At 56.6% G+C, this 24,315-nt stretch carries 25 protein-coding genes; 6 read left to right on the top strand and 19 right to left on the bottom strand.

Translation table 11 applies throughout. The features are described from left to right. Positions 1-3: 3 nt before the first annotated feature. Positions 4-888, top strand: a complete 885-nt coding sequence (fdxH, locus tag IM291_RS12110) for a formate dehydrogenase subunit beta (protein WP_045260592.1) — start codon at positions 4-6, stop codon at positions 886-888. After that, on the top strand, positions 881-1,537 hold the full coding sequence (gene fdnI, locus IM291_RS12105) for a formate dehydrogenase-N subunit gamma (RefSeq protein WP_028013252.1): 657 nt from the start codon (positions 881-883) through the stop codon (positions 1,535-1,537). Before fdxH ends, fdnI begins: the two co-directional genes overlap by 8 nt. A gap of 48 nt (positions 1,538-1,585) precedes the next feature. Here fdnI and IM291_RS12100 read toward each other — a convergent pair whose 3' ends face one another. The 3 genes from IM291_RS12100 to ppk2 form a co-directional block, all read right to left on the bottom strand. Further along, positions 1,586-1,909, bottom strand: coding sequence for a CcdB family protein (locus tag IM291_RS12100; RefSeq protein ID WP_192986978.1), 324 nt, complete (start codon positions 1,907-1,909; stop codon positions 1,586-1,588). Beyond that, positions 1,909-2,097: a type II toxin-antitoxin system CcdA family antitoxin gene (locus IM291_RS12095; protein WP_045260590.1), complete on the bottom strand. Its 189-nt coding sequence runs from the start codon at positions 2,095-2,097 to the stop codon at positions 1,909-1,911. The genes IM291_RS12100 and IM291_RS12095 overlap by 1 nt, the downstream gene beginning before the upstream one ends. A 102-nt stretch (positions 2,098-2,199) precedes the next feature. Then, the gene (gene ppk2, locus IM291_RS12090; protein WP_045260589.1) at positions 2,200-3,018 is read right to left on the bottom strand and encodes a polyphosphate kinase 2; all 819 of its coding nucleotides are present in this window, start codon (positions 3,016-3,018) and stop codon (positions 2,200-2,202) included. Positions 3,019-3,182: 164 nt separating this feature from the next. Here ppk2 and araJ point away from each other — a divergent pair, with 164 nt between their 5' ends. Further along, positions 3,183-4,358: an MFS transporter AraJ gene (gene araJ / locus IM291_RS12085; protein ID WP_059357596.1), complete on the top strand. Its 1,176-nt coding sequence runs from the start codon at positions 3,183-3,185 to the stop codon at positions 4,356-4,358. Positions 4,359-4,364: 6 nt separating this feature from the next. On the opposite strand, the gene IM291_RS12080 is transcribed toward araJ, so the two are convergent. From IM291_RS12080 to IM291_RS12050, 7 genes are all read right to left on the bottom strand, one after another. Beyond that, positions 4,365-5,456: an alkylhydroperoxidase domain protein gene (locus IM291_RS12080; RefSeq protein ID WP_192986976.1), complete on the bottom strand. Its 1,092-nt coding sequence runs from the start codon at positions 5,454-5,456 to the stop codon at positions 4,365-4,367. A gap of 10 nt (positions 5,457-5,466) precedes the next feature. Further along, on the bottom strand, positions 5,467-6,456 hold the full coding sequence (locus IM291_RS12075) for a putative FMN-dependent luciferase-like monooxygenase (protein WP_192986974.1): 990 nt from the start codon (positions 6,454-6,456) through the stop codon (positions 5,467-5,469). Further along, positions 6,453-8,060 (bottom strand): ABC transporter ATP-binding protein, encoded by a 1,608-nt coding sequence (locus tag IM291_RS12070; RefSeq protein WP_192986972.1) that lies wholly within the window; start codon positions 8,058-8,060, stop codon positions 6,453-6,455. The genes IM291_RS12075 and IM291_RS12070 overlap by 4 nt, the downstream gene beginning before the upstream one ends. Beyond that, entirely contained in the window at positions 8,057-8,908 is an 852-nt protein-coding gene (locus IM291_RS12065; protein ID WP_192971113.1) for an ABC transporter permease, read from the bottom strand. The genes IM291_RS12070 and IM291_RS12065 overlap by 4 nt, the downstream gene beginning before the upstream one ends. Then, positions 8,905-9,849, bottom strand: coding sequence for an ABC transporter permease (locus tag IM291_RS12060; RefSeq protein ID WP_126325953.1), 945 nt, complete (start codon positions 9,847-9,849; stop codon positions 8,905-8,907). Before IM291_RS12060 ends, IM291_RS12065 begins: the two co-directional genes overlap by 4 nt. Before the next feature lie 10 nt (positions 9,850-9,859). Then, positions 9,860-11,479 (bottom strand): TIGR04028 family ABC transporter substrate-binding protein, encoded by a 1,620-nt coding sequence (locus IM291_RS12055; RefSeq protein ID WP_048999642.1) that lies wholly within the window; start codon positions 11,477-11,479, stop codon positions 9,860-9,862. Positions 11,480-11,618: 139 nt separating this feature from the next. Then, positions 11,619-12,821: an NAD(P)/FAD-dependent oxidoreductase gene (locus IM291_RS12050; protein WP_192986970.1), complete on the bottom strand. Its 1,203-nt coding sequence runs from the start codon at positions 12,819-12,821 to the stop codon at positions 11,619-11,621. A 130-nt stretch (positions 12,822-12,951) separates the two neighbouring features. On the opposite strand from IM291_RS12050, the gene IM291_RS12045 reads away from it, so the two are divergent. Then, positions 12,952-13,458, top strand: a complete 507-nt coding sequence (locus IM291_RS12045; RefSeq protein WP_028013240.1) for an Rrf2 family transcriptional regulator — start codon at positions 12,952-12,954, stop codon at positions 13,456-13,458. Between the two features lie 43 nt (positions 13,459-13,501). On the opposite strand, the gene adhP is transcribed toward IM291_RS12045, so the two are convergent. The 8 genes from adhP to IM291_RS12005 form a co-directional block, all read right to left on the bottom strand. Next, a complete protein-coding gene (gene adhP, locus IM291_RS12040; RefSeq protein ID WP_041909867.1) occupies positions 13,502-14,512 on the bottom strand; it encodes an alcohol dehydrogenase AdhP in 1,011 nt (336 codons plus the stop codon). A gap of 196 nt (positions 14,513-14,708) precedes the next feature. Beyond that, positions 14,709-16,421, bottom strand: a complete 1,713-nt coding sequence (locus IM291_RS12035) for an ABC-F family ATP-binding cassette domain-containing protein (RefSeq protein WP_192986968.1) — start codon at positions 16,419-16,421, stop codon at positions 14,709-14,711. Between the two features lie 313 nt (positions 16,422-16,734). After that, positions 16,735-17,214, bottom strand: coding sequence for a type VI secretion system tube protein TssD (locus IM291_RS12030; protein ID WP_192986965.1), 480 nt, complete (start codon positions 17,212-17,214; stop codon positions 16,735-16,737). A 234-nt stretch (positions 17,215-17,448) separates the two neighbouring features. Beyond that, on the bottom strand, positions 17,449-18,141 hold the full coding sequence (locus IM291_RS12025; RefSeq protein WP_192986963.1) for a hypothetical protein: 693 nt from the start codon (positions 18,139-18,141) through the stop codon (positions 17,449-17,451). Positions 18,142-18,388: 247 nt separating this feature from the next. Continuing rightward, positions 18,389-20,086, bottom strand: a complete 1,698-nt coding sequence (locus IM291_RS12020; RefSeq protein WP_028013235.1) for an NAD-dependent malic enzyme — start codon at positions 20,084-20,086, stop codon at positions 18,389-18,391. Positions 20,087-20,262: 176 nt separating this feature from the next. Further along, on the bottom strand, positions 20,263-20,400 hold the full coding sequence (gene sra / locus IM291_RS12015; protein WP_008501714.1) for a stationary-phase-induced ribosome-associated protein: 138 nt from the start codon (positions 20,398-20,400) through the stop codon (positions 20,263-20,265). A gap of 95 nt (positions 20,401-20,495) precedes the next feature. Continuing rightward, positions 20,496-20,711: a biofilm-dependent modulation protein gene (bdm, locus tag IM291_RS12010; RefSeq protein WP_028013234.1), complete on the bottom strand. Its 216-nt coding sequence runs from the start codon at positions 20,709-20,711 to the stop codon at positions 20,496-20,498. Between the two features lie 232 nt (positions 20,712-20,943). Further along, positions 20,944-21,795, bottom strand: coding sequence for a Vmh family MBL fold metallo-hydrolase (locus IM291_RS12005; RefSeq protein ID WP_192971107.1), 852 nt, complete (start codon positions 21,793-21,795; stop codon positions 20,944-20,946). A 110-nt stretch (positions 21,796-21,905) separates the two neighbouring features. Between IM291_RS12005 and IM291_RS12000 the strand changes: the two genes are divergently transcribed. Then, positions 21,906-22,781, top strand: a complete 876-nt coding sequence (locus IM291_RS12000; RefSeq protein WP_047365094.1) for a LysR family transcriptional regulator — start codon at positions 21,906-21,908, stop codon at positions 22,779-22,781. A 7-nt stretch (positions 22,782-22,788) separates the two neighbouring features. On the opposite strand, the gene IM291_RS11995 is transcribed toward IM291_RS12000, so the two are convergent. After that, positions 22,789-23,748, bottom strand: a complete 960-nt coding sequence (locus IM291_RS11995) for a hypothetical protein (RefSeq protein WP_192986961.1) — start codon at positions 23,746-23,748, stop codon at positions 22,789-22,791. A gap of 115 nt (positions 23,749-23,863) precedes the next feature. On the opposite strand from IM291_RS11995, the gene IM291_RS11990 reads away from it, so the two are divergent. Continuing rightward, positions 23,864-24,292, top strand: a complete 429-nt coding sequence (locus IM291_RS11990; RefSeq protein ID WP_028013230.1) for an OsmC family protein — start codon at positions 23,864-23,866, stop codon at positions 24,290-24,292. Positions 24,293-24,315: the final 23 nt, after the last annotated feature.

Raw genomic sequence — 24,315 nt, 5'->3', positions numbered from 1 at the left:
TAAATGGCGATGGAAACACAAGACATTATTAAACGCTCCGCGACCAACCCGATCACCCCCGCGCCCCGCGCGCGGGACTATAAGGCAGAGGTCGCCAAGCTTATCGACGTCTCCTCCTGCGTGGGCTGTAAGGCCTGCCAGGTGGCCTGTTCGGAGTGGAACGATATCCGCGACGAGGTGGGGCACTGCGTCGGGGTTTACGATAACCCGGCGGATCTGAGCGCCAAATCCTGGACGGTGATGCGCTTTAGCGAAACCGACCAGAACGGCAGGCTGGAGTGGCTGATCCGCAAGGACGGCTGTATGCACTGTGAAGATCCCGGCTGCCTGAAGGCGTGCCCGTCTGCTGGCGCCATTATTCAGTACGCCAACGGCATCGTCGACTTCCAGCAGGATAATTGCATTGGCTGCGGCTACTGCATCGCGGGCTGTCCGTTTAATATCCCGCGCCTCAATAAAGAGGATAACCGGGTATACAAATGCACCCTGTGCGTGGACCGCGTCAGCGTTGGGCAGGAGCCTGCCTGCGTGAAGACCTGTCCGACCGGTGCGATCCACTTCGGCACCAAAAAAGAGATGCTCGACGTGGCGCAAGAGCGCGTGGACAAGCTGAAAGCGCGCGGCTACGACAAGGCAGGCATTTACAACCCGCAGGGCGTGGGCGGCACGCACGTGATGTACGTGCTGCATCACAACGACCAGCCGGAGCTGTATCACAACCTGCCGAAAGATCCGGCGATCGATACCTCCATCAACCTGTGGAAAGGGGCGCTTAAACCGCTCTCTGCGGCGGGCTTTATCGCCACCTTTGCGGGGCTGATCTATCACTACATCGGTATCGGCCCGAATAAAGAGGTGGATGACGACGAGGAGGAGCATCATGAGTAAGTCGAAAATGATAGTGCGCACCAAATTTGTCGATCGCGCCTGTCACTGGACGGTGGTCATTTGCTTCTTCCTGGTGGCGGTATCCGGTATTTCGTTCTTCTTCCCGACGCTGCAGTGGCTGACCGAAACCTTCGGTACGCCGCAGATGGGGCGCATTCTGCACCCGTTCTTCGGCGTGCTGATTTTCGTGGTGCTGATGTTTATGTTCGTGCGCTTTGTCCATCACAATATTCCGGACAAGCAGGACATCCCGTGGGTGAAAGGGATTGTCGAAGTCCTGAAGGGTAACGAGCATAAAGTCGCGAAGGTGGGGAAATACAATGCCGGACAGAAGATGATGTTCTGGACCATCATGAGCATGATTTTTGTGCTGCTGGTGACCGGGGTGATGATCTGGCGTCCTTATTTTGCACAGTACTTCCCGATCCAGGTAGTGCGTTACGCGCTGCTAATTCACGCGACGTCGGCCATCATCCTGATTCATGCCATCCTGATCCATATGTATATGGCGTTCTGGGTTAAAGGGTCGATCAAAGGGATGATTGAAGGGAAGGTGAGTCGCCGCTGGGCGCAGAAACATCACCCGCGCTGGTATCGTGATGTGGAACGGCTGGAGGCGAAACAGGAAAGTACGGAAGGGATGAAGTAAGACCTGCGCCGTCGGCTCTGCCCGGCGGCGCTGCGCTTGCGCGGGCCTTCATGTGTTAGTCAATAAACGATCAATTGCCGCTATAACGTCATGACGTGCGTTACGTAAATTACAAACATAGTCTTTAGGATTGATTTTGTTGTTGTTAAGGTTGGTTATCATCGGTGAATAAATCAGAAACGTTTCAAAGTCGATATTTACGCCCGGAGCCAGATGGCTCTTCCATAACGGCAACTTATTATTTCTCGCGAGTGGCACAATTACGCGTGTGGCAAGATCATCATAACAATCATCCTGAATGAGCATATAATAGGGAAGTTTGTCCCGTGTAGCCGCAGATGTATTACGGTAAACATTAAATTGTCTCAGCATTAAAGCACCCTGAAAAACTCATCATCAGTGATGGTTCCGTGTTTCTCCACAAAATCATTCATTGCCCGTATAAATGCACGATCCTCTTCTGATGGCTGCCGCCGCCTGGTTGAGTTTTGTTCTGCATGACACAAGGGCTTACGCGATGTGATGTTCTGGCCCAGCTCTGCTTCTGTGGTATGTTTCATCGTTATCTCCTTTGTTGGTGCGGTCATTATCAACCGCCGCCAACAAAAAACAATACTGTATCCCCTGGTAATCTATATTCTGCGAGCCGCCTTCCAATTATATCAGAATCGCTCCTCTACATACCGGAACGGGTATTTCGTGGGTTTAACTTTGCCGATTTTGCGCTTAGGTAAATCCACCTTGTCGAGGTGAATTTCTTTATACGGGATCTGCGAAAGCAGATGCGAAATAATATTCAGACGCACGCGTTTTTTATCTTCAGAACGCGCGACAAACCACGGTGCCCAGGCGGTGTCAGTGGCTTCAAACATGGCGTCGCGCGCGCGGGTGTACTCGTCCCAGAGGTTAAAGGATTTAATATCCATCGGCGACAGCTTCCAGATCTTACGCCCATCGTTAATGCGGTCGCGCAGGCGGCGCTCCTGCTCTTTCGGCGTCACCTCCAGCCAGTACTTCAGCAGGATAATCCCGGCATCGACCATCGCTTTTTCCATAACCGGCGCGCCGTCCAAAAATTTCTCCGCCTGTTCCTCCGTGCAGAACCCCATCACCCGCTCCACGCCCGCGCGGTTATACCAGCTGCGATCGAAGATCACGATTTCACCCGCCGAGGGCAGGTGAGGCACATAGCGCTGGAAGTAGAGCTGGCTTTTCTCTTTATCCGTTGGGGCAGGAAGCGCAACAACGCGAAACACGCGTGGGCTGACGCGCTCGGTGATCGCTTTAATGGTGCCGCCTTTGCCGGCGCCGTCGCGTCCCTCAAAAACAATGCACACCTTCAATCCTTTGGCGACGACCCACTGCTGGAGCTTAACCAGTTCGACGTGCAGGCGGCGGAGCTCTTTTTCATACTCTTTGGTCTTAAGGGGGGCATTCGATGCGACATCAACAGCGACAGGGGTTTTCTTTTTGCTTCCCATGATTGTCATCCTCAGGTTGTCCGGCGTGGAAAAAGCGAGGCCGCACTATGAAGTGTAATCCACCTGAATTAATGGATTAACGTGTCAGCCAGCTGATTTGAACTGGCTCACCATACAAGATTATTTAATAATGCCCTCGCGAATGATTAACCGGTGGTTGAGGCATGAAAAAGACAATATTTTCGTTGGCGCTTGGCACATTTGGCCTGGGTATGGCTGAATTTGGCATTATGGGGGTGTTAACCGAGCTGGCGCATGACACCGGTATTTCGATTCCCTCCGCCGGGAATATGATCTCGTTTTATGCCTTCGGTGTGGTGATTGGCGCGCCGATTGTAGCGCTGTTCTCCGGCAAGTTCTCGTTAAAAACGACGCTGCTGTTTCTGGTTGCCATGTGCGCAGTCGGAAATGCCCTGTTTACGTTTTCTACGTCGTATTTCTGGCTGGCGCTGGGGCGTTTGATCTCCGGTTTTCCGCACGGGGCCATTTTTGGCGTCGGGGCGATTATCCTCTCTAAAATTGCGCCACCCGGGAAGGTGACGGTCGCGGTGGCCGGGATGATCGCCGGGATGACCGTGGCCAACCTGGTGGGCGTCCCGCTCGGCACCTGGCTGGGGCACCAGTTCAGCTGGCGTTACACCTTTTTCCTGATTGCTGCGTTCGACGCGCTGGTTATCCTCTCGGTTCTGCTCTGGGTGCCGGACATCCATGACAAATCAGAAATCAAATTGTCCGAGCAGTTTCAGTTCCTGAAGAAACCGGAACCCTGGCTGATTTTTGCCGCCACCATGTTTGGTAATGCTGGCGTGTTCGCGTGGTTCAGCTTCGTTAAGCCGTTTATGGTCAACGTTTCTGGCTTTTCCGAAGGGATGATGACGGCCATCATGATGCTGATGGGCCTTGGCATGGTGTTGGGCAATCTGCTGAGCGGCAAACTCTCGGGGCGCTTTAGCCCGCTGCGCATTGCGGCCATCACCGATATGGTGATTGTCGCCTCGCTGCTGCTGCTTTTCGCCCTGGGCGAACTGAAAACGGCCTCGCTGGTGATGGGCTTTATCTGCTGTGCCGGGCTGTTTGCGCTCTCTGCACCGCTGCAAATTTTGCTTCTGCAAAATGCGAAGGGCGGTGAGATGCTGGGGGCGGCCGGAGGGCAGATGGCGTTTAATCTCGGCAGCGCGATCGGGGCGTACTTTGGTGGGATGATGATTACCCTCGGCTTTAGCTGGCGCTACGTCACGCTGCCTGCGGCGTTCCTCTCGTTCTCGGCCATGAGCGCGCTGTTGATCTACGGTTACCTGCGGGCCAGACAGGCTCAGGCTAACGCTCGCGCGCTAGCCTGATTGCATTCAGGCAAGCCAGGGCTCACCCAGCGTCAGCATCAGGCGGTTGGCCCAGGCGAAGAACGCAGCGGACTGCACCAGGTCCAGCTGGGCTAAGGTGTCCAGCCCCTCTTTTTCCAGAGCGGCGAGGTGCAGCGGCGTGGCGGCAGGCGGGGTAACCGACAGCGCTGCCGCAAAATTAATTTCCGCTTGCCAGCGCGCAGATTGCCCCTCGCTCAGGGACTGTCCCGGACGCACGGCCAGCAGGGCCTCTACCGCCGCGTCATCCTTTGACAGCTGGCTGGCTTTGCGCGCATGGACAGAGGCGCAGTAGATGCAGCCGTTGATTTTACTGGCTACCGTTGCGGCCAGCTCGCGCTCGGCGCGCGGCAACCCCCCCGGCGTATAAAAAATCCCTTTATCGGTCAACGTGCGCTGTTCAAGCACCGGCAGGTTGCGCCCCAGCAGGCGGAAGTAGTCGGAATCGGTATGGCCAAATTTCGCCAGAACGGCAACCTCGTCATCATGGAAGTCCGCCAGCGGTTTGGCGTCGATCCACGGCTCCCAGCCCAGCTCCTGCTGGGTGAACGCGACGGGAGCCGTCTTCCCGGAGACCGTGGTTGCGGTTGTATGCCAGATGCCTGCCGCCACCGGCACATCGCTTGCCACCACCGGCTTGTCATTTAGCAGCCGCAGCCCGGCGACGAGTCGGCTCTGAAAGCTGATAAACGCAACAAGCTGCGCCAGGGTAACAATGCCTTCCTTGCTCCAGCCCGCCCGGGTCAGCGCCGTCAACGCGGACGGCGTGGCTTCGACGGGAGAGAACGTCAGCAGGCGCGCAAAATTCAGCGCCGGAGTCAGACGGCCTGAGGTCGGGTCCGCCAGGCCAAACCCCGCATAGTGTGCCGCCAGCGCTTCCGCGTTGTGCCACCGGGCGACTTTTGCCGCGACGGCGAACCGCTCGTCCAGCGCAAAATCGCTATCCTGCTGGGTAAATAAGATTTCGTAGCTGCCCTGTGCGTGGCGCGTGGCGGCGTCCCGCGTGGCGCGCGCCTCTGCCAGAGGGGAACCGGGTTTAATTTCCGCCAGCTCGGCGAGAATGTCGTGACTTAATGCCATAGGTCTCTCCTCAACGTAAATAGGGGGCAATATGTTCGGCGATCAGTTCGATGGAGCGCAGCGTGTCGCGATGGGTGGGCTCAACCGAATGGACCTGGAATGAGATGTCCGTGGCGCGCCGGAGAACGGAATCAGCCTGCAGCGAATGCAGCACCGTTTCTGGCGAACCGATATGGGCGTCGAACTGGCGACGAAAATCTGTGACAGTGTCACCTTTGACCGCGTGTCCGGCAGCGCGATGCTGCTGGGCCTGCCTGGTGAGACCCGGCGTGGCGACCTTCAGCGCGTAGTCATCGCTGTCGGCGACGAATGCCGTACGGGAGGCCAGAATGCGCGGTGCGATACCGGCGGGCAGTGCCTCAAGGTAGGCATCCACAATCGGATTCTGGATCGCGTCGAGCGTTAAATCCAACTGGTCTGCCGGGCGCGGCTGCGTGCGGGAGAGCATCAAACCGTGGCCGGCCCGCGCGGCGCGAACGGCACCGTCGACGGAAAAGGTGGCAATCCAGATCCGTTCAGCCAGCTGTGGCGCTGGCGGATAAAGGTGGTTATCCGGATGGGTGAGCGAATCCCCGCGCCAGGCGCTCTGGATCACATGCAAATGGTCAGCAAAGGCCGCGCCGCGCTGTTCAAACGTTAGTCCGAACGGCAGGAAAGAGGTCGGCGTGCCGCCCGAACCAAAACCGACTTCGAGACGCCCATCGGCGAGTAAATCCAGCACCGCCGCATCTTCCGCCACGCGCAGCGGGTTTTCCATCGGCAGGGTAATGATGGCCGTCCCCAGGCGGATGGTTTCGGTATGCGCCGCAACGTGGGCCAGGAACAGCAGCGGCGACGGCAGGCCGCCTTCACTTTCGTGGAAGTGGTGCTGGGCAATCCAGGCGCTGTCAAAACCGTGGCGTTCGGCGTGGCGGATCTGTTCGGTTGCCAGACGATAGCGCTCCTTTGGCGTGGCGTCGTCAAGCAGGCGGGTGAAAAATCCCAGTCGTTTTCGCGTCATGCGAACTCCTCCGTAGCGGGTGAAAAATGGGGAATGGCGGCAATCAGCTCGCGGGTATAGTCGTTCTGTGGCGACGTGAATAAGGTCTCGACGTCACCGTGTTCGACCACCTGACCGCTGCGCAGCACCGTGACGCTGTGGGCGATCCGGCGAACGGTAGAGAGATCGTGCGTGATGAACAGGTAGGTCAATCCCAGCTGCTGCTGCAGCTGCTGAAGCAGTGCCAGAATCTGCGCCTGTACGGTGACGTCCAGCGCGGAGGTGGCTTCGTCCAGCACCAGAATAGTCGGCTCCAGAATCAGCGCCCGGGCAATGGCTACGCGCTGGCGCTGCCCGCCTGAAAGCTCCCGGGCGGTACGGCTCAGGAGTTCGACGGGCAGGGCAACCCGCTGCGCCACGGTCTCCACCCGGACCTTTCGCTCCGCTTTGCTCAGGCGAGAAAAATTCTTCAGGGGCTCTTCGACGATCTCGAACAGCGTCTGACGCGGGTCGAGAGAGGCGAACGGGTTCTGGTAGACAAACTGGATCTTCTGGCGCAGCTGGCGTCGGGCCTCGCGGCTCAGGTCGGTGGCATCAATATCATCAATAATGACCTGTCCGCTGTCCGCCTGTTCAAAACCCAGCAAAATACGGGCGAGGGTGGTTTTCCCGGAGCCGGATTCACCGACCAGCGCATGCGTGCTGCCGCGCCTGACGTCAAACGTCACCCGATCCAGCGCCTGAAGGTGATGACCTTTGCCCAGCGAGAACCGTTTGCTGATGGCGCGGGCGCGAATGGCCGGTGACGCCAGCGGAAGGCCAGCTACCGGGGCGATGGTCAGGCGCTGGCCCTGGAGATCGCTCAACAGCTGGCGGGTGTAGGCGTGTTGCGGCGTGCGGACAATGTCGGCGGTGTCGCCGTGCTCCTGAACCTCACCGTTGCGAAACACCAGCAGCCTGTCCGCGCGCTGGGCAGCCAGCGCCAGATCGTGAGTGACAAACAGAACCGCAGTACCCGATTCCCGGCGCAGGATATCCAGCAGATCGAGAATGCGTTTTTGCACCGTCACGTCCAGCGCGCTGGTGGGCTCATCGGCAACGATCACGTCCGGGCGCAGCGCAATGGCGATGGCAATCAGCACGCGCTGTTTCATCCCGCCGGAGAGCTGATGCGGATACTGCTTCATGCGCTGTTCGGGATGGCTCAGGCCGACCTTTGTCAGCAGGGCGAGCACCTGCTCGTCGCGCTGGAGTGCCGTTACCTTTTGGTGCTGCTGAATAATTTCCCCGACCTGTACGCCGATCGTCTTTACCGGGTTGAGTGAATTACCCGGATCCTGCGGAACCAGGCTGATTCGCGCGCCGCGCAGGGTATCGAGACGCTTCGCTGACCACCGGCTAATCTCCTCGCCGTTGAGCACGATTTTCCCGGTATCGCGTCGGGCGTTATCCGCCAGCAGACCGATGATCGCCTGTGCCGTGGTTGTTTTGCCGGAGCCGGATTCACCGACAAAGGCCAGCATTTCCCCCCGTCGGAGGGTGAAGCTGACGTTATGCACCACCTCGCGCCACTGGCGCGCGGTACGGTAGCTGATGGTCAGGTTTTCTACCGAGAGTACGGTCATTTCAGGCCTCCGCTGAACTGCTGGCTGATACGGTTGGTGGCAAGCACGACGGCGATGACGACCACGCCGGGGAAGGTAGTTAACCACCAGGCGGTAGAGAGATAGTTACGACCTTCGGCAATCAATAAGCCCCATTCCGGAACGGGCGGCGGGGTGCCGTAGCCGAGAAAGCTCAGCGTGGAAAGCGCCAGAATGGCCTGACCAAACTGCAGCGTGGCAAAGGCGAGGACGGCGGTTAAGGCGTTGGGCAGGATATGTCGCCACAGGACCGCCAGGAACGTCCCGCCGCTGCCAAACGCCGCCTCGACATAATCCGTATGGCGGATGCGCACCACTTCACCGCGCGCGAGGCGGGCGAAGCTGGCGATGGAGGCCACGCCGACGGCAATGGCGGCGTTAACGGTGCCAAACCCGAGCAGAATAATGACCGTCAGCGAGAGCAGCAGAGACGGAATGGACAGCAGCACGTCGACAAAACGCATCAGGAAAGACTCGACGCGTCCCGCGAACGCCCCGGCGACAACCCCCAGACCGGTGCCTACCACCAGTCCCATCGTGACGGCAGCGAGCGCTGCGCTCAGGGAGTGGGACGCACCATACACAATGCGGGTGTAAACATCGCGGCCAAGCTGATCGGTGCCGAGCCAGTGGCCCGCCTGCGGTGCCAGACGTTGCGCTCCGGCGATGCCCTCAATCGGGCTGTAGTGGGTTAACAGGCCGGGGGCTACGGCAGCAAAAATCGCGAGAATAATCACCGCCCACGCCAGCCACAGTCCCGGCTGCCACGCGACGCCCTGCCAGCCGGGAACGCGTTTTCGCGCGGCGGCAGCGTAATCGACCAGGCTCATGATGCACCTCCGGTAACGGTTTGCAGACGGGGATCCAGCAGCGGCATCAGCAGGTCCACCAGCAGATTGATCAGGACAAAGCCGAGAGCGGAAATCATGACCACCGCCTGAAGCACGGCGATGTCCTGGTTGTTCACCGCCTGCTGGGTCAGCTGCCCGAGCCCGCTGCGGCCAAATACGGTTTCGGTGATCAGCGCTCCGGCAATCAGTTCGCCCAGCAGTAGCCCGGCAATATTGAGTACCGGCAGCAGCGCGTTGCCGGTGACGTGGCGCCACAGGACGGCGGTTTCACTCAGCCCTTTGGCGCGGGCGACGGCGACAAACGGCTGCATCGCCACCTGGTCCAGGCTGCGCATCAGAATTTGCGCCAGCGGGGCGGAGATCGGGATCGCGACGGTGACGATCGGCAGGATCAGCCCCTGCAGCGGCGTCGGGTTAATCACCGGGATCAGCCGCAGCTGGAAAGAAAAGAGCTGGATAAGGGCAATCCCCAGCCAGAACGTGGGTAAGGAGATAAACAGGACCGGCAGAGACTGGAGGGTATTACTCAGCCAGCGCAGACCCGGCAGACGCGATGCAAAGGCCAGCGCAAACGCCAGCAGGACCGCGAGTACAAACGCGGGCAGGGCGAGGCTCAGGGTATCCGGCAGATTGCTGGCAATCAGCTCGCTGACCGGCACCCCGGCCTGTAACGAGTAGCCGAAATCTCCGCGCAGCATCGCCAGCAGCGTGTGGCCGTATTGCTGCCACAGCGGGCTGTCCGCGCCGTAGGCCACGCGCATCTCCTCGATTTGCGCCGGGCTTAGGCCCAGGTCCGGGTTCTGAAATTTAATCAGCACCGCGTCGCCAGGCAGTACCTGGAGCAACACGAACGAGAGGGTAAAGGCGGCCCACAGCACCAGCAGCCCGTGACCAAGACGTTGAAGAAGTGCGTGGCGCATCGTCATCTCCTCAGTGTTTCTCAATCCACGCGCCGTAGAACGACGGGCGGCCGACCGCTTCAAAATTGACGCCTTTTAGCCACGGCGCACCGGCAAAGACCTGCGGCTCCTCGAAAATCGGAATGACGTAGGCGTTATCCAGCAGGTAGCGCTGGGCATCGCCGGTCAGTTGCAGGCGTTTTTGCGGATCGATCTCTGAGGAGATATTTACCAGCAGCGCATTCAGCTTGTCGTCACGGAAGCTTTTGACCTTGTCGCTGGAGCCGCCTTTTTGCAGCAGCGCGTCGCGGTTAGCGGGGTAGAACATGCTTTTTACCACGTCCGGATCGGCGCGGCCCACTTCGGAGACGGTTAACGGGGTTTTCTGTGGATCAAGGTTATCCAGCGTGCGGCTGCCAGCGTCACCGGCTTTTACGTTCAGCACTACGCCCACCTGACGCCACTGCTGGGCAACCAGCTGCAGCACCTCTTTGTTTTGCGGCTGCGGCAGGGATTCATATACCGTCAGCGCCAGCCGCTGGCCGTCTTTGGCGCGGATCCCGTCGCTGCCCGCTTTCCAGCCCGCCTCGTCCAGCAGCCGGTTGGCTTTTGCCGGGTCAAAGGTCAATTTGTCGCTGAGATCGACAAAGCCCGCGGCGGAATCGGCAATCACCGACTTCGCCTGCGGATAGTTGGCCGAGAAGAGGGTCTCGACCACCTGCTTTGCATTCGTGGCATGCAGCAGCGCCTGGCGCACGCGAATATCGGAGACCAGCGGATTATCCGGGCGGAAGCTGATACTGTCGTTCACCCCGCGCGTTGGGGCGGCGTAGATTTTATAGCCATGGTCTGTCGCCTGCTTTTCGTCATACGCCTGCACCTGGCGAATAAAGTCGGCCTGACCGGCCAGCAGGGCACCGACGCGCACGCTGTCCTCCTGGGTGACGATAAACTTGATGCCGTCCAGATTGGCTGGACCCTGTTGCGCCAGATTTTTGGGTCCCCACTGGTAGTCCTTACGGGCCTCGAGCGTCACTTCGCGGCCGAGCTTCTCGTCCTTCACCGCAAACGGGCCGGAGCCGATGATATGCCGGGCGTCTCCCAGCTCTTCAAAGTTGCGCTTCAGCGTGCTGAGCGAGACCAGGCCCGAGCCAATCGTGGCGGTGCCCTGCAGGAACCCCGGCGACGGTTTTTTGAAGTAAAACTTCACGGTCAGCGGGTCGACCACTTCGCTGCGATCGTAGTTATTGATCACTTCTGACACCGGCAGGCGCTGCGCCTTGTTGCCCAAACCGTAGGTGTCAAAGTTTTTTGCTACGGCGTTGGCGTCCAGCGGCGTGCCGTCGGAGAAAGTGATCCCCGGGCGAATTTTGAAGGTGTATTCGGTTTTATCGGCGTTGGTGGTCCAGCTTTCGGCCACCCACGGTTCGACCTGCAGCGTCTTTGGATTTTGCCACGTCAGTTTGTCGGTGATCTGGTTCAGAATGCCGCCGTTCGGGTAGAAGCCGCCGGCAGGCGGATAGAGGTTGGTGTGCGCCTGTTGTTCCAGATAAATCAGCGTGCCGCCTTTGACCGGCGCATCGGCGGACCAGGCTGCGGTTGTCGTCAGAATCAGCGCCGTCAGCAGCGGCAGACGAAATGGGGTTTGCATGGTGAATTCCTTTGTTATCTTCTTGTTAGCGTCGGATTCATCATCGGGCGCGGGGGAAAACAAGGGAACGAAGGAATTGAGATAAGGATTGCCGGAAACTGAAAATAAAAACGCCCCGTTAGCGGGGCGATGGCGGGGCCTAAACGAATTTCGCCAGCGGGTCGGCGGCGGCAAAGGCGACTGCTTTATCCGCTGCTGGAGGGTAGATCAGCTCGTTAGTGATGGCGATTTTGATCTTCTTCGCCTCGTCGCGAACGGATTTGACGGCCTGTTCCCAGCCCTCGGTATAAACCGCACCCCACGCGCCTAAATCCAGGCAGGTAACATAGTTCACCTGACGATAAGGGTAAGGAGCAACGTTCAGCAGGCTGGCGGCAGCGTTATGACCGGCAAATTTCCCTAGCTGGATCGCGTGCTGGCAGGTCATCAGCGCCGTGTTGCCCGCATCGTCTGTTTTGGCGTGAGCCATATCGCCGGTGGCATAGACGTCAGGATATGCGGGGACCTGCAACGTCTCTGTCACAACCAGGCGGCCCTGGCTATCGCGTTCACCGCCTATCTGCAGGCTGAGAGGATTTGCCTCGACGCCTGCGGTCCAGACGACGGTCGCAGCAGCAATACGTTCACCGTTTTTCAGCGTTACGCCGTGAGCATCAATGGCTTCAACTTCACTCTTCAGCCGCCATTCAACGCCCAGCGCCTCACTCGCCTCTGCAATTGTTTTACGCAATGCGTCGCTATAACGGCCGCCAATGACTGGTCCTCTCTCAACTACGACTATTTTAATCTCCGTATTGTCGCCAAAACGGGCACGCAGTCGGGCAGGTAGCTCCGTTGCCAGCTCGATGCCGGTAAAGCCGCCTCCGCAGACTACCACGGTGTTACGCTCGGGCGTGGAGGGACGTAACGCCAGTGAATCAAGGTGACGCTCAAATACCTGTGCGGATTCCAGCTGGTCGATGTCAAAGGCGTAGTCAGCCAGGCCGGCAATCGGTGGGCGTTTGGTCTGGCTGCCCGTAGCGAGGATCAGCCTATCGTAGGAAGCCGTAGCATGCGCGCCATTGGACATCCGGTATAAAACGGTTTTCTCCGTGGTATCAATTTGTTCCGCGTGTCCGGCAATGAATGTGATATCAAGCTCGGCAAACAGGTCAGTCAACGGGGCGACCAGCGTTGACACCTTCTCCTCATAGAAGCGTGGCCGAACGCGGAGTTCGGGTAAGGGGGCCAGAACCGCAATCTCCAGACTGTTATTACCCTGCTTCTCAGAGAGACGTGCCGCGCTCACGGCTGCCCACATACCCGCAAAACCACTGCCTACGATTAAAATCTGCTTTTTCATATTCTATCCTTTCTCCCGCCAGGCTTCATGCCTGACATAACTGCCACTATACTTGTCGGAGTTAACTCCGACAACTTCTTTCTGAGTTAAAAATCGTTATAATGCTCCGAACACTAATTCGGAGTTAACCATGGCGTTTTACAGTTCCGGTGTGGAATACGGCATTCACAGCCTGATGTGTATGGTGGATGCGAAGGGCAACGAGCGTGAGATGAGCGTCCGTGAGATGGCTGCTTTGCAGGGCGTGCCGTATGACTACCTCGGCAAAATCTTCACACGCCTGTCACGTGCCGGGCTGGTCATCAGTACGGAAGGCAAGGGCGGGGGCTTTAAGCTGGCGCGTCCGGCGGAGCTGATCAGCGTGCTGGATGTGGCGCATGCCATTGACGGCGAGAAAAACATGTTCGAATGTCGTGAAGTGCGCCAGCGGCTGGCCGTGTTTGATGAAGCACCGCCTGCCTGGGTCTGCGACGGCCCGTGCGGAGTACGTTCAGTCATGGATAGCGCGCAGCAGCGGATGGAAGAGGAGCTGGCGCGTCATACTATTCTCGACCTGGCGCGTAAAATGTACCGAAAAGCGCCGGACACCTTCCAGATTGAGGTTCAGGAGTGGATTTCAGTTCGTCGTTCGTCGTAGCAATGAGCCGGGTAAGGCGTAGCCACTACCCGGCAAAAGGTGTTTACGAGCGTAAGTCGATCACCATACGGCCACGGATCTGGCCCTGTTCCATCTCTTTAAAAATGGCGTTGATGTCCTCGATAGGACGCATCGTCACTTTCGGTACTACTTTGCCCTCGGCCGCAAACTGGAAGGCCTCCTGCAGATCCTGACGGGTGCCAACCAGCGAACCTACCACCTGAATACCGTCCAGCACCAGGCGCGGAATGTCCAGGCTCATCGCTTCCGGCGGCAGGCCAACGGCGACCACGCGGCCACCGGCACGCACGGCATCTACCGCCGAGTTGAAGGCCGCTTTTGCGACGGCGGTGACGACTGCGGCATGCGCGCCGCCGGTTTTTTCCTGCACAATCTTAGCGGCATCTTCGCTGCGTGAGTTGATGGTTAAATCCGCACCCATGCTCGCGGCCAGCTTCAGCTGTTCATCGTTAACGTCCAGAGCGATGACTTTGGCATTAAACACGTTTTTGGCGTACTGCAGCGCAAGGTTGCCCAGCCCGCCCAGACCGTAAATCGCGATCCACTGGCCCGGTTTTATGCCGGAGATTTTCACCGCTTTGTAGGTGGTGACACCGGCGCAGGTGATGCTGCTGGCCGCCGCCGAATCCAGACCATCCGGCACTTTTACCGCGTAATCCGCGGTGACGATGCACTCTTCCGCCATGCCGCCGTCAACGGAGTAACCGGCGTTTTTCACGTCACGGCACAGGGTTTCGTTACCGGTATTACAGTATTCGCAGTGACCGCATCCTTCAAAGAACCAGGCCACGCTTGCGCGGTCGCCGACTTTCAGCGACGTCACGCCAGGGCCGACTTCTTTCACGATACCAATACCTTCATGGCCCAGGATTACCCCGGTTTTATCGCCAAAATCACCGTTCTTCACGTGGAGGTCGGTATGGCATACACCACAGCACTCCATTTTCAGCAGGGCTTCCCCATGCTTAAGCGGGCGTAAGGTTTTTTCAGTGACATTGACCTGATGATCCTGAGTAACAACAGCAGCCTTCATGTGTATCTCCTTGTTCATGATAAGAATCTGCATAGCAGGTGTAGTACCCCTTAAGGATTAATACATTAGCCTGGTAATGCAAGGCTGCGGCAACATAATGTCATCATTTGATTCGATTTCAGATTAAGAATACGGCGATCCTCTAATAATTAAGGGGGAAAATGCTGGCCCGGCGAGGCGCTCGCCGGGCGCAGATTTACAGCTGGGCTTCAATCTCCTCAATTTCTCTTCGCCATTGCGCCTGCAGCTGCGGCTTCTGATGTTTCGGCTTACGCGCCAGATCGTCTTCCAGCAGCGTTTCCAGCGCGATCAGCCGCTCCAGCAGATCGTCGTACGGCGAGGGTTGAACCTCGCCAGCGGTGACGACAGGCGCGGCGGATGTCCCCAGCCCCGCGCTTTCACGCAGCCGCTCAAACACGGCTTCAGCATCGTGCCACTCGCTCAGCCAGCCGTCCTCAATCAGCCAGAAACGGTTACAGCTTTGGCTAATTAACTGGCGATCGTGGCTGACCAGCAGCACGCCGCCTTCGAACTGTTGCAGCGTTTCCGCCAGTGCCTCTTTGCCTTCCATGTCGAGATGGTTGGTGGGTTCATCCAGCATCAGCAGGCTGTAGCGGGCAAGCGTCAGGCCCACGAATAGCAGGCGCGAGCGTTCGCCACCGCTGAGCGTGCTGACTTTCTGCCCGTGGCGCGCCCACGGGAACCCGGCGCTGATGAGCGCCATCTTCCTGTGCTGCGGATCGGGGGCGAAAGGTTCCAGCGCGTCGAGCAGCGTGGCGTCATCAGGCAGCTGATGCAGCGTCTGGTCGTAGTAGCCCGGCGAGACGCGCGGATGGATTTTCAGCCCGCTGTCCGTCGGTTCATCCACAAAATGTCGCCAGATAAGCTTCATCAGCGACGATTTACCGCAGCCGTTACGACCGACAATTGCCACGCGATCGCCGCTTTTCAGCCGCGCCGTTTCGATGTTAAACAGCGGCGGTAGCCCGGGCGCAGGCGGGACGCTGAGGTTTTCCATCTCCAGCAGACGGTCCGCCCGCAGCGCGTCGCCGCGCAGGGTTAACGTCCATGGACTGCCCGCCGTGAGCGCGGTCTGGCTCTCTTTGAGTCGTTCGACCTGTTTTTCCATCTGTTTGGCTTTGCGGGCCAGGTCTTCGTTGTCGTAAACCTTACCCCAGGTCGCCAGCCGCTTTGCGCTGGCGGTCACGCGGTCGATCTCCTTTTGCTCCGCCTTGTGGCGCTGCGCATCGCTTTCGTCTTTTGCTGCAAGCGCTTTACGGGCGGCCGTACAGGGAAGGGCAAAGTAGTGCAGCGTCTTATCACGCAGGATCCAGCTGCCGTTTGTGACGGCATCCAGCAGCTGTCTGTCGTGCGAAACCAGCACGAAGCTGCCTGACCAGTTCTGTAAAAAGTGTTCCAGCCAGAGCATGGTCGGCAGATCCAGGTGGTTGCTGGGTTCATCCAGCAGGAGCAGATCCGGCTCGTGAATCAACGCCCGCGCCAGCAGCAGGCGGGTGTGCTGTCCGCCACTCAGGGTGGCGGATTGCAGCGTCATATCCTGCGGCGTGAAGCCCATGCTCGCCAGCAGCGTTTCAGCTTTCCAGCGCAGGCTGTCGTGCTCAGCTAAAGGCAGTTGCGCGAGTACGGCATCCAGCATGGTCAGCGGGAAAATGGCGTCCGGGAGATGTTGCTCCACGCGCGCCATCAGGCAGTGCCCGGCCAGCGCTACCGTTCCGGCGGCTGGGATATCTGTTCCGTCCAGCACCTTCAAAAGCGTACTTTTGCCGCAGCCGTTGTCGCCCAGCAGGCCGATGCGGTCGCCTTTTTTCAGCGTAAAGGAGAGTGAGTCGAAGAGCGTGCCAAACGCCGTATCAACGCGTAAAGATTGTGCAGTGAGTAAAGTGCTCATTGTTGCTTACCCAAGAGTTACAGGCATGTTTATGCCTCGTCAAACATCGCTGACGATAACTCAGTAAGCCCGAGAGAAGGGATTTCAGGGGTTGGTGTCTTCGCTCAAGCAGAAGTTATCGCAGCACGATACCGATAACGCTTGAGCTGGTGCGATCACCAAATGTATGTGAAACATTGAAAATTTCACAGTACAGCATAATTGGCCTCCTTATATGTTATGAGTTTGTAGGTGACTATCACTATACAACGTTTTCCTGCATATACCAAACAGAGGGGCAGCATTGCAGCCAGTGCAAATGCCGCCTTCGTCATCATTCACAACAACGATCGTTCCATGAATCACGATAGATAATATTACCCTCCGTATACTTCCAGGTAATCGCTTCATAACGTAATTCGAGCGTTTCAAGATGTGTGCTGCTTATACCGTTAGGAGACAGGTAGGGTGCAACAGTTGTAAACTTGACGTTTTCCAGAATGATATTGAAATACTCGGCCTCAATACCTGATTCCAGAATACGGTACATTTTAATTGTGGCTTTCTTCATGGTTCGGCCTTCACAGACAGCGCGGTACAAAAGTGGTGTTGTTTGGTCAAACTCCTTTACTATCGTGATAGGGCGATGGACTCGCGTTCCTGTTAGTTTTCCCCAGCTTGGATCTACCGGGATAGTGACACCGTGAGAAAAGGATTTTAACTCGATAGACCCCAGGCGAAGTGGCATCATGCAGCTACCGATTACCGGAGAACCGTTCTCATCTTCAAGCCATAAGTGTGCTGGTGTAGACATACTATTTCCTTATAGATAAATTACGATAAAGCTAACGTTTGAGATTTACAATTTCATATAGCGATAAAATAACCATCACAAAAATGAAGAATATAGGAACAGGCCATATTGGCCCGTCAGGGCAAAGTTGGAAAAAGACAATTGCAAATAAAAGTGTCAATAGCGAAGGGCCGTACATCGATATCAATGAAAAGAATATCCGCCTGAAAAATCTTTTAATAAGATGCATCATGATTACTGAACCATCTTTGTTATGATATCTGCAATCTCACTATCCGATACCCATTGTGCTTTAAAAGTTTCAGCCCGTTTAAACAATGGCTCTATCAAGAAGTACAACATTTCCAGCTCTTTAGCGTATAGCGCTGAGTAGTACGCTGGATAAGTAATATGAAGGCGATGCGAACTATCTGCTGCTTTCTGAACAATGCCGTACAGGCCAATACCTCCAACAATCTGTCCCGCTCTTCGCCCAGCCAGTGCACTAAGTTCAAGGCTTAGATTCATACATGCAGCAACATATGATGCTGTTGCTAAAGCAAATCCGGCGTTTGTAAGTGAACTTGCGGCGATATGAATATTTACTGTCATCAGCAATTGTTTGATGTGCTCTAGCTGATCGGAGGTTTTGTGTCGGAATACTTCTTCAAAGTAGATGTTGAGCATTTCACATACAACATCTCTATGCCATATAATATGATAAACACCTTTAGCAAATCGGATGTCTTCGGACTTTTGTTTCTGGCATACGTCTTGATATTCATCAGTAAAGCAGGAGGTATAATACAGCGCGCGCGTTGCACCTGCGCCGATCGTTTCAATCTGATTTGATACGGCTTTTCCTACACCCGTTAATGCATGCTCGAGTTTTAACGCAAGGATGTTATTCGCCTGCAAATAACTTATCACTTCATTTTTATAGTACATAACCGCTCCTTACTTTCCTCGCAATTATTAGTAATGCAAAACGTTACTAAACTCTTAAAAAAATACGTTTGTTAGACAAAAAGTGTTATGCGAAATTTTTATATTTCAATGGGGTATGAATAGTTGTTGAAATATTTATTTTTTTAATAAGGGGAAGAGGAATGCCGTAGAAGCGGCAAAGAAAATAAAGGGAGGAGGGTGTTCACGTTCCCTCTCCCTTTTGAGGAGAGGGAAGGGTCGGAGCTAATTAAATCGAGGTACGGCGATAGCTGCGGTATTCAGGCATCCAGAAGTTATCATCAATAGCCTGCTGCAGTGCGTCGGCAGAGGTTTTCACCGCCACGCCCTGCTGCTGCGCCATTTTACCCACCGCAAACGCGATAGCGCGCGACACCTTGTGAATGTCCTTCAGTTCCGGCAGCACCAGCCCTTCGCCGTTGTTGACCAGCGGCGAATAGCCCGCAAGGGTTTCGCTCGCTGACATCAGCATCTCATCGGTAATGCGGGACGCGCCGGAGGCGATCACGCCCAGACCAATGCCCGGGAAGATATAGGAGTTGTTGCACTGGGCGATCGGATAGGTTTTATCCTTCCATACCACCGGATCGAACGGGCTGCCGGTGGCAACCAGCGCGTTACCTTCGGTCCAGGCGATGATGTCCTGCGGCGTCGCTTCCACGCGGGAGGTCGGGTTAGAAAGCGGCATCACGATAGGGCGCTCGCAGTGCTTGTGCATCTCGCGAATAATCTCTTCGGTGAAGAGACCGGTTTGCCCGGAAACGCCGATCAGAATATCTGGCTTCACGTTGCGCACCACGTCCAGCAGGGAGAGCACTTCGTTGTCGGTGTCCCAGTTCTTCAGGTTCTCGCGCTTCTGCACCAGCTTGGTCTGGAACGGCAGCAGGTTCGGCATACCGTCGGTCAGCAGGCCGAAACGGTCAACCATAAAGACGCGGGAGCGGGCCAGCTCTTCGCTTAAGCCTTCGCGCTGCGTCTGGGCAATAATCTGCTCGGCGATGCCGCAGCCCGCAGAGCCTGCGCCCAGGAAGACGATTTTCTGGTAGCTCAGCTGGCTACCGGCCGCGCGGCTGGCGGCGATAAGCGTGCCCACGGTCACCGCTGCGGTGCCCTGGATGTCGTCGTTAAAGGAGCAGATCTCATCGCGATAGCGGTTCAGCAGCGGCATCGCGTTTTTCTGCGCAAAGTCTTCAAACTGCAGCAGAACGTCCGGCCAGCGGTGCTTCACGGCCTGAATGAAATCGTCGACAAACTGATAGTACTCGTCGTCGGTAATGCGCGGATGACGCCAGCCCATGTACAGCGGATCGTTCAACAGTTGCTGGTTGTTGGTGCCGACATCCAGCACCACCGGCAGGGTGTACGCCGGGCTGATGCCGCCGCAGGCGGTGTAGAGAGAGAGTTTACCGATTGGGATCCCCATCCCGCCAATGCCCTGGTCGCCGAGGCCGAGAATACGTTCCCCGTCCGTCACCACAATCACTTTAATATTGTGGTTCGGCACGTTCTGCAGAATGTCGTCCATGTTGTGACGATTCTGATAAGAGATAAAGACGCCACGTGAGCGACGGTAGATCTCAGAGAAGCGTTCGCACGCCGCACCCACCGTTGGGGTGTAGATCACCGGCATCATCTCTTCGAGATGGTTTTGCACCAGGCGATAGAAGAGGGTTTCGTTGGTGTCCTGGATGTTGCGCAGGTAGATGTGTTTGTCGATCTCGGTTTTGAAGCCCTGATACTGGATCCACGCGCGCTCCGCCTGTTCTTCAATGGTTTCAACCACTTCCGGCAGCAGGCCAAGCAGGTTAAAGCTGCTGCGCTCTTCCATGCTGAAGGCGCTGCCTTTGTTGAGCAGGGGGAATTCGAGTAAAACCGGGCCGGCGTATGGGATGTATAAGGAACGATGTTTTTTCAGTTTGTTGTCCATGTCACTCACTCTTTTTTTGAAGATCCGTCCCTGACACTGCTGTTTGTCATCTTTCTGGCCTGTGCTACGGGGTGCGGTCGGGCGGTATTATAAAGGAGCTAAATATTAATTACCGCAACACATAAACAAAAACACCATCGGTTTTGCCGATGGTGTTCTGGATCTCAGTCGGGAACTTACTTGCCCGCGTGGCGTTTTCTGCCGGTGGCGTGAGTGACTTGCGTTTCGTGGTCGCCTTCAATCACCACTTTACGCTGATTAGAAAGCTTGTAGTTCAGTCCCAGAATGTGGCGTGCCTGACGGTTCGATTTCATGTTAACTCCTCAATCCTGTTGATAGTTTTAAGGACCAGTTTGCTTTCGCAAACGAAATGTAACCCCTTAGGTTGCAGATCCAGCTTAGCAGGTTTTTACAAAGGTGCGCTTTGCCCGCTGACGACGTAGTTAATGGTCTGCTGGTAGATGTCACTGAGGATGTCATTATCCGTGGATTCCACCCACTTGGTCAGTTCCATTAAAATGTCATCTTCAGTCACAGCACCGTGCTCAGCGTGAAGACCCTGCGCAATCGCGTTAACGAGTTCAGGTTGTGCTGCTGTGGTATTAGCCGGGTAATAAGTAAACATGCTGCCTCCGTGTCGTTGTCTGTTTAATGGTACGGCTCGCAAAAAATTTAATTCATAAACAGAATGGCAAATATTTCCCCGGTTGTGTCTCAGATTCATCTTAGAAATAAAAATGACATAAGTGCATGCTTTTATGCGTTTTTAAAACGTAGGGATATATTGGCGTGAGGCAGTGCGGATATTATGGCGGTGCTCCTGCTATCGCGGGAATATAGCAGGAGCCGTTTTTAAATTACCACTTCATTTCGCCGGTATTCACTTTTGCGCTTAATTCCAGAGAGCTCTCTTCTGCCAGATCCGGATACTGTTTTTTCACTGCACCGATGACGCCCGCAGAGTTTTTATGTGCCGATAACGCCTGTTCAAAATGCTGCAGATAGCCACGGGTAAAATCAATAGCCCCGGTTCCGGACGGTGGTGTGCCCAGATAGTGGCCTGGGATCACGCGTTCCGGCTTGTGCGCGGCCATGTTGTCCAGGGTCTGCTGCCACTGCTGACGGCGAGCCGGCGTCTGGGTATCAGCCGTCCAGACGTGAATCCCCCAGGAGACCCCGGTGCCGCCGAGGATGGTTTTCACGGACGGGATCCACACGTAGGCCGCGTAGCTGTCCGGCTGCTCGATATCGACCTTTTCCCCGTCAATCATAAAGGTGGTAGAGGCGAGCACCTGCGGCACCACCAGTTCAGTTGGCGCGCCGTCTTTCATCTGCGGGCCCCAGAAGGCGAGCTTGGCGTCTTTGGTGGCCTTAATATGGTCAACCACCTGCTGCGTGGCCACCACTTTGGCATTCGGGAAGGCCTTCACCAGCGGCTGCAGGCCAAAATAGAAATCCGGATCGCCGGAGGTGATCACAATCTTATTCAGCGTTTTACCGCTGCGGCGAATTTTCTCTACCAGCGCTTCGCCATCCTTCACGCTGAACTGCGCGTCAAACAGCACCGCCTCTTTCGGGCCGGAAACGAGCGTGGAGGAGACCGCGAAAATGCCTTTTTCCTGCGGGTTATAGGTATCAATCGTCAACGGCGCGGCAAAAACGGCCGGAGCGAAAAGGGTGGAAAGCAGGGCAATATGAGTGAGTTTCATGCTGTTGTCTCTGTTGTTCAGTAATGTTTCTATTGTACGGATATTCTCATTTGCCAGAATTCCTGAAACAAGACATGCTTAGTTTCATAAATCGAGCAGATGGAGCTTATATGGATCGCGTTATTGCCGCTCAGGTCTATAACCGGATATGCGAGCTGGGAAGCCTGAGCGCGGCGGCCCGCGCGCTGGGCATTTCCCGGCCGATGGTGAGCCGTTACCTTGAACAAATGGAGAAGTGGGCGGGGACGCGGCTGGTAAACCGCTCCACGCGCAAGTTGACGCTGACGGCGGCAGGGGAAAAGGTGCTGCAAAAAACGCGGACTCTCTCGCAGATCTCGCAGGAAATCGAAGGTCAGTCGGAAAAAGATCTGCCGTCCGGCACGCTGCGGGTAGCCTGCGCGCACTTTACCGCCATGCACCTGATTGCGCCGGTCCTGCCCGGCCTGCTCTCGCGCTACCCGCAGCTGCGCATTGAGCTGGACGTGAACAACCATCCGGTCAGCCTGGTGGGAGAGCGCATTGACGTCGCCGTGCGCATTACCGATAACCCGGAGCCCGGCATGATCGCCCGCCGGCTGGGGGAATGTCGATCGGTGCTCTGCGCCTCGCCGGCGTATCTGGCACAGCACGGCACGCCCGTCAGCCCCGAAGAACTGGCGCAGCATAACTGCCTGCACTACAGCTTTTTCGCCGGGCAGTCCTGGCACTTCCTGACCCCGGAAGGCGAAAGCCTGAGCGTGGCCGTCAGCGGCAACCTGAGCGCCAGTATCTCTTCACTGCTCATGAACGCGGCGATCGAGCACTGCGGCATCGCCATGCTGCCGGAGCGCGAAGCGCGCGCCGCGCTTGAGCAGGGATTACTGGTGCCGGTACTGGCGTCGCTGGAGCCGAAACCGCTTGCCATCCACGGCATTTATCAGTCACGGGAATACCAGCCTGCCGCGCTGCGCGTGTTTCTTGACGAACTGTCCCGCCACCTTGCCTGAGGGGCGATTATTTTGCCTTTAGCCAGGGAGAGGCCGTGCTCCAGAAAATAATATCGGCCCCGAGATAATTTTCGCCGAAGCGGACAAACTCGGCTTTGGTGAACGGTTTTCCGGTCTGAGGATCCTTATAGGTCAGAGTCGGCTCCTGAACCGCCATGGCGATGAGCGGCAGCGCCTGTTTATTTTTATGGAAGAAGGGATAGGCATTCTTCATGTGCGCCTTGCGGTTGGGCACAATGTCCGGCCCGCCCAGGCCGATATTGTTGGCGCTGGCATACGCAAAAAGACGTCCCATATAGTTGTGGTCGTTATCCCACTCGCACGGCCAGAAGTTCACGTACTGCACCACATGTGATTTCTGAAAAACCTTGCGCGCAAAGGCCAGATTTTCCATCTCACCCGCGAAATAGCTGTCGCAGGTGAAGCCCGCTGGCGGATTTTTCTCGTCAATATCAATCGCGGTTTCAGGCAGGTTTACGCCATATACCTTGCCATCAAAGCGTTTTGCGAGCGCTGCCAGCAGTGCCTGGTAGCGCTGGCGCACCGTTGGGTCCCACTGACGCGCAACCCATCCTGCGCCAACAGGCTTGCCCTCGCCGGGGTTATCAAACTGCGGCGCAATCCCGCCGCTGTATTGCTTATCGTGCATCAGATAGTCCGGAACGTAGCGAGCATCCGGCTCAAAGAAACGATCCTGGATCTGAATAAAGAGTTTTTTCCGGGCGGCCTTAAGACGCGCCAGATCCTGCTCAATCCGCGAGAAGTCATAGCTGTCCTTCTCGGGTTCAAGCAGGCGCCAGTTGTACACGATCTGCACGCCGCCGATGTCGCCACGCGCAACCAGCGGGAGCGCCGCGTCGAGGTCGCCTGAGCTGGTATAGATAAAGTTTTCCGGCGTTTTAGCCAGTGAAGAAAGAGAGAGAGCCAGCGTGGCTACCGCGACGGCCATCCTGATTTTTAGCGTCATATCATTATCCTTGTGGTCGGTACAGCAGGTGAAAGGCACGGAATCGTCTGTGTTCCAGGGCGTGTCAGATGCATAGTCTATACTTAACCCTTTGTAAGCCAAAAGGAGAGCAAGAATGACGATTCATAAGCACGGTTCGGCACACTGGTCTGGCGACATTAAGCGCGGGAAAGGAACGGTTTCCACCGAGAGCGGCGTTCTCAACCAACAGCCTTACGGCTTTAACACCCGCTTTGAGGGTGAAAAGGGGACCAACCCGGAAGAGCTCATCGGTGCGGCACATGCGGCTTGTTTTTCCATGGCCCTGTCGCTGATGCTGGGCGAAGCGGGCTATACCGCTGACTCTATTGATACCACCGCGGACGTCTCTCTGGATAAAACCGACGGCGGATTTGCCATCACTAAGGTTGCGCTGCAAAGTAAGGTCACCGTACCGGGCATTGCGCCACAGCAGTTTGACGGCATTATTCAGAAAGCCAAAGCGGGCTGTCCGGTTTCACAGCTTCTGAAAGCCGAGATCACCCTGGACTATAAGCTAAATTAACTTCCCGCCGGGTTTGCGCCCGG

The sequence above is a fragment of the Enterobacter cloacae complex sp. P27C genome, assembly GCF_014895705.1.
GTDB lineage: Bacteria > Pseudomonadota > Gammaproteobacteria > Enterobacterales > Enterobacteriaceae > Enterobacter > Enterobacter bugandensis.
The sequence above is the reverse complement of the archived record's forward strand: the minus strand, read 5'-3'. Positions and strand labels throughout refer to the sequence as shown.

What these genes read in the sequence shown, in the direction of transcription:
- fdxH (WP_045260592.1), top strand. Translation starts at nt 4, where the DNA reads ATGGCGATGGAAACACAAGACATTATTAAACGCTCCGCGACCAACCCG.
- fdnI (WP_028013252.1), top strand. Translation starts at nt 881, where the DNA reads ATGAGTAAGTCGAAAATGATAGTGCGCACCAAATTTGTCGATCGCGCC.
- IM291_RS12100 (WP_192986978.1), bottom strand. Translation starts at nt 1,909, where the DNA reads ATGCTGAGACAATTTAATGTTTACCGTAATACATCTGCGGCTACACGG.
- IM291_RS12095 (WP_045260590.1), bottom strand. Translation starts at nt 2,097, where the DNA reads ATGAAACATACCACAGAAGCAGAGCTGGGCCAGAACATCACATCGCGT.
- ppk2 (WP_045260589.1), bottom strand. Translation starts at nt 3,018, where the DNA reads ATGGGAAGCAAAAAGAAAACCCCTGTCGCTGTTGATGTCGCATCGAAT.
- araJ (WP_059357596.1), top strand. Translation starts at nt 3,183, where the DNA reads ATGAAAAAGACAATATTTTCGTTGGCGCTTGGCACATTTGGCCTGGGT.
- IM291_RS12080 (WP_192986976.1), bottom strand. Translation starts at nt 5,456, where the DNA reads ATGGCATTAAGTCACGACATTCTCGCCGAGCTGGCGGAAATTAAACCC.
- IM291_RS12075 (WP_192986974.1), bottom strand. Translation starts at nt 6,456, where the DNA reads ATGACGCGAAAACGACTGGGATTTTTCACCCGCCTGCTTGACGACGCC.
- IM291_RS12070 (WP_192986972.1), bottom strand. Translation starts at nt 8,060, where the DNA reads ATGACCGTACTCTCGGTAGAAAACCTGACCATCAGCTACCGTACCGCG.
- IM291_RS12065 (WP_192971113.1), bottom strand. Translation starts at nt 8,908, where the DNA reads ATGAGCCTGGTCGATTACGCTGCCGCCGCGCGAAAACGCGTTCCCGGC.
- IM291_RS12060 (WP_126325953.1), bottom strand. Translation starts at nt 9,849, where the DNA reads ATGCGCCACGCACTTCTTCAACGTCTTGGTCACGGGCTGCTGGTGCTG.
- IM291_RS12055 (WP_048999642.1), bottom strand. Translation starts at nt 11,479, where the DNA reads ATGCAAACCCCATTTCGTCTGCCGCTGCTGACGGCGCTGATTCTGACG.
- IM291_RS12050 (WP_192986970.1), bottom strand. Translation starts at nt 12,821, where the DNA reads ATGAAAAAGCAGATTTTAATCGTAGGCAGTGGTTTTGCGGGTATGTGG.
- IM291_RS12045 (WP_028013240.1), top strand. Translation starts at nt 12,952, where the DNA reads ATGGCGTTTTACAGTTCCGGTGTGGAATACGGCATTCACAGCCTGATG.
- adhP (WP_041909867.1), bottom strand. Translation starts at nt 14,512, where the DNA reads ATGAAGGCTGCTGTTGTTACTCAGGATCATCAGGTCAATGTCACTGAA.
- IM291_RS12035 (WP_192986968.1), bottom strand. Translation starts at nt 16,421, where the DNA reads ATGAGCACTTTACTCACTGCACAATCTTTACGCGTTGATACGGCGTTT.
- IM291_RS12030 (WP_192986965.1), bottom strand. Translation starts at nt 17,214, where the DNA reads ATGTCTACACCAGCACACTTATGGCTTGAAGATGAGAACGGTTCTCCG.
- IM291_RS12025 (WP_192986963.1), bottom strand. Translation starts at nt 18,141, where the DNA reads ATGTACTATAAAAATGAAGTGATAAGTTATTTGCAGGCGAATAACATC.
- IM291_RS12020 (WP_028013235.1), bottom strand. Translation starts at nt 20,086, where the DNA reads ATGGACAACAAACTGAAAAAACATCGTTCCTTATACATCCCATACGCC.
- sra (WP_008501714.1), bottom strand. Translation starts at nt 20,400, where the DNA reads ATGAAATCGAACCGTCAGGCACGCCACATTCTGGGACTGAACTACAAG.
- bdm (WP_028013234.1), bottom strand. Translation starts at nt 20,711, where the DNA reads ATGTTTACTTATTACCCGGCTAATACCACAGCAGCACAACCTGAACTC.
- IM291_RS12005 (WP_192971107.1), bottom strand. Translation starts at nt 21,795, where the DNA reads ATGAAACTCACTCATATTGCCCTGCTTTCCACCCTTTTCGCTCCGGCC.
- IM291_RS12000 (WP_047365094.1), top strand. Translation starts at nt 21,906, where the DNA reads ATGGATCGCGTTATTGCCGCTCAGGTCTATAACCGGATATGCGAGCTG.
- IM291_RS11995 (WP_192986961.1), bottom strand. Translation starts at nt 23,748, where the DNA reads ATGACGCTAAAAATCAGGATGGCCGTCGCGGTAGCCACGCTGGCTCTC.
- IM291_RS11990 (WP_028013230.1), top strand. Translation starts at nt 23,864, where the DNA reads ATGACGATTCATAAGCACGGTTCGGCACACTGGTCTGGCGACATTAAG.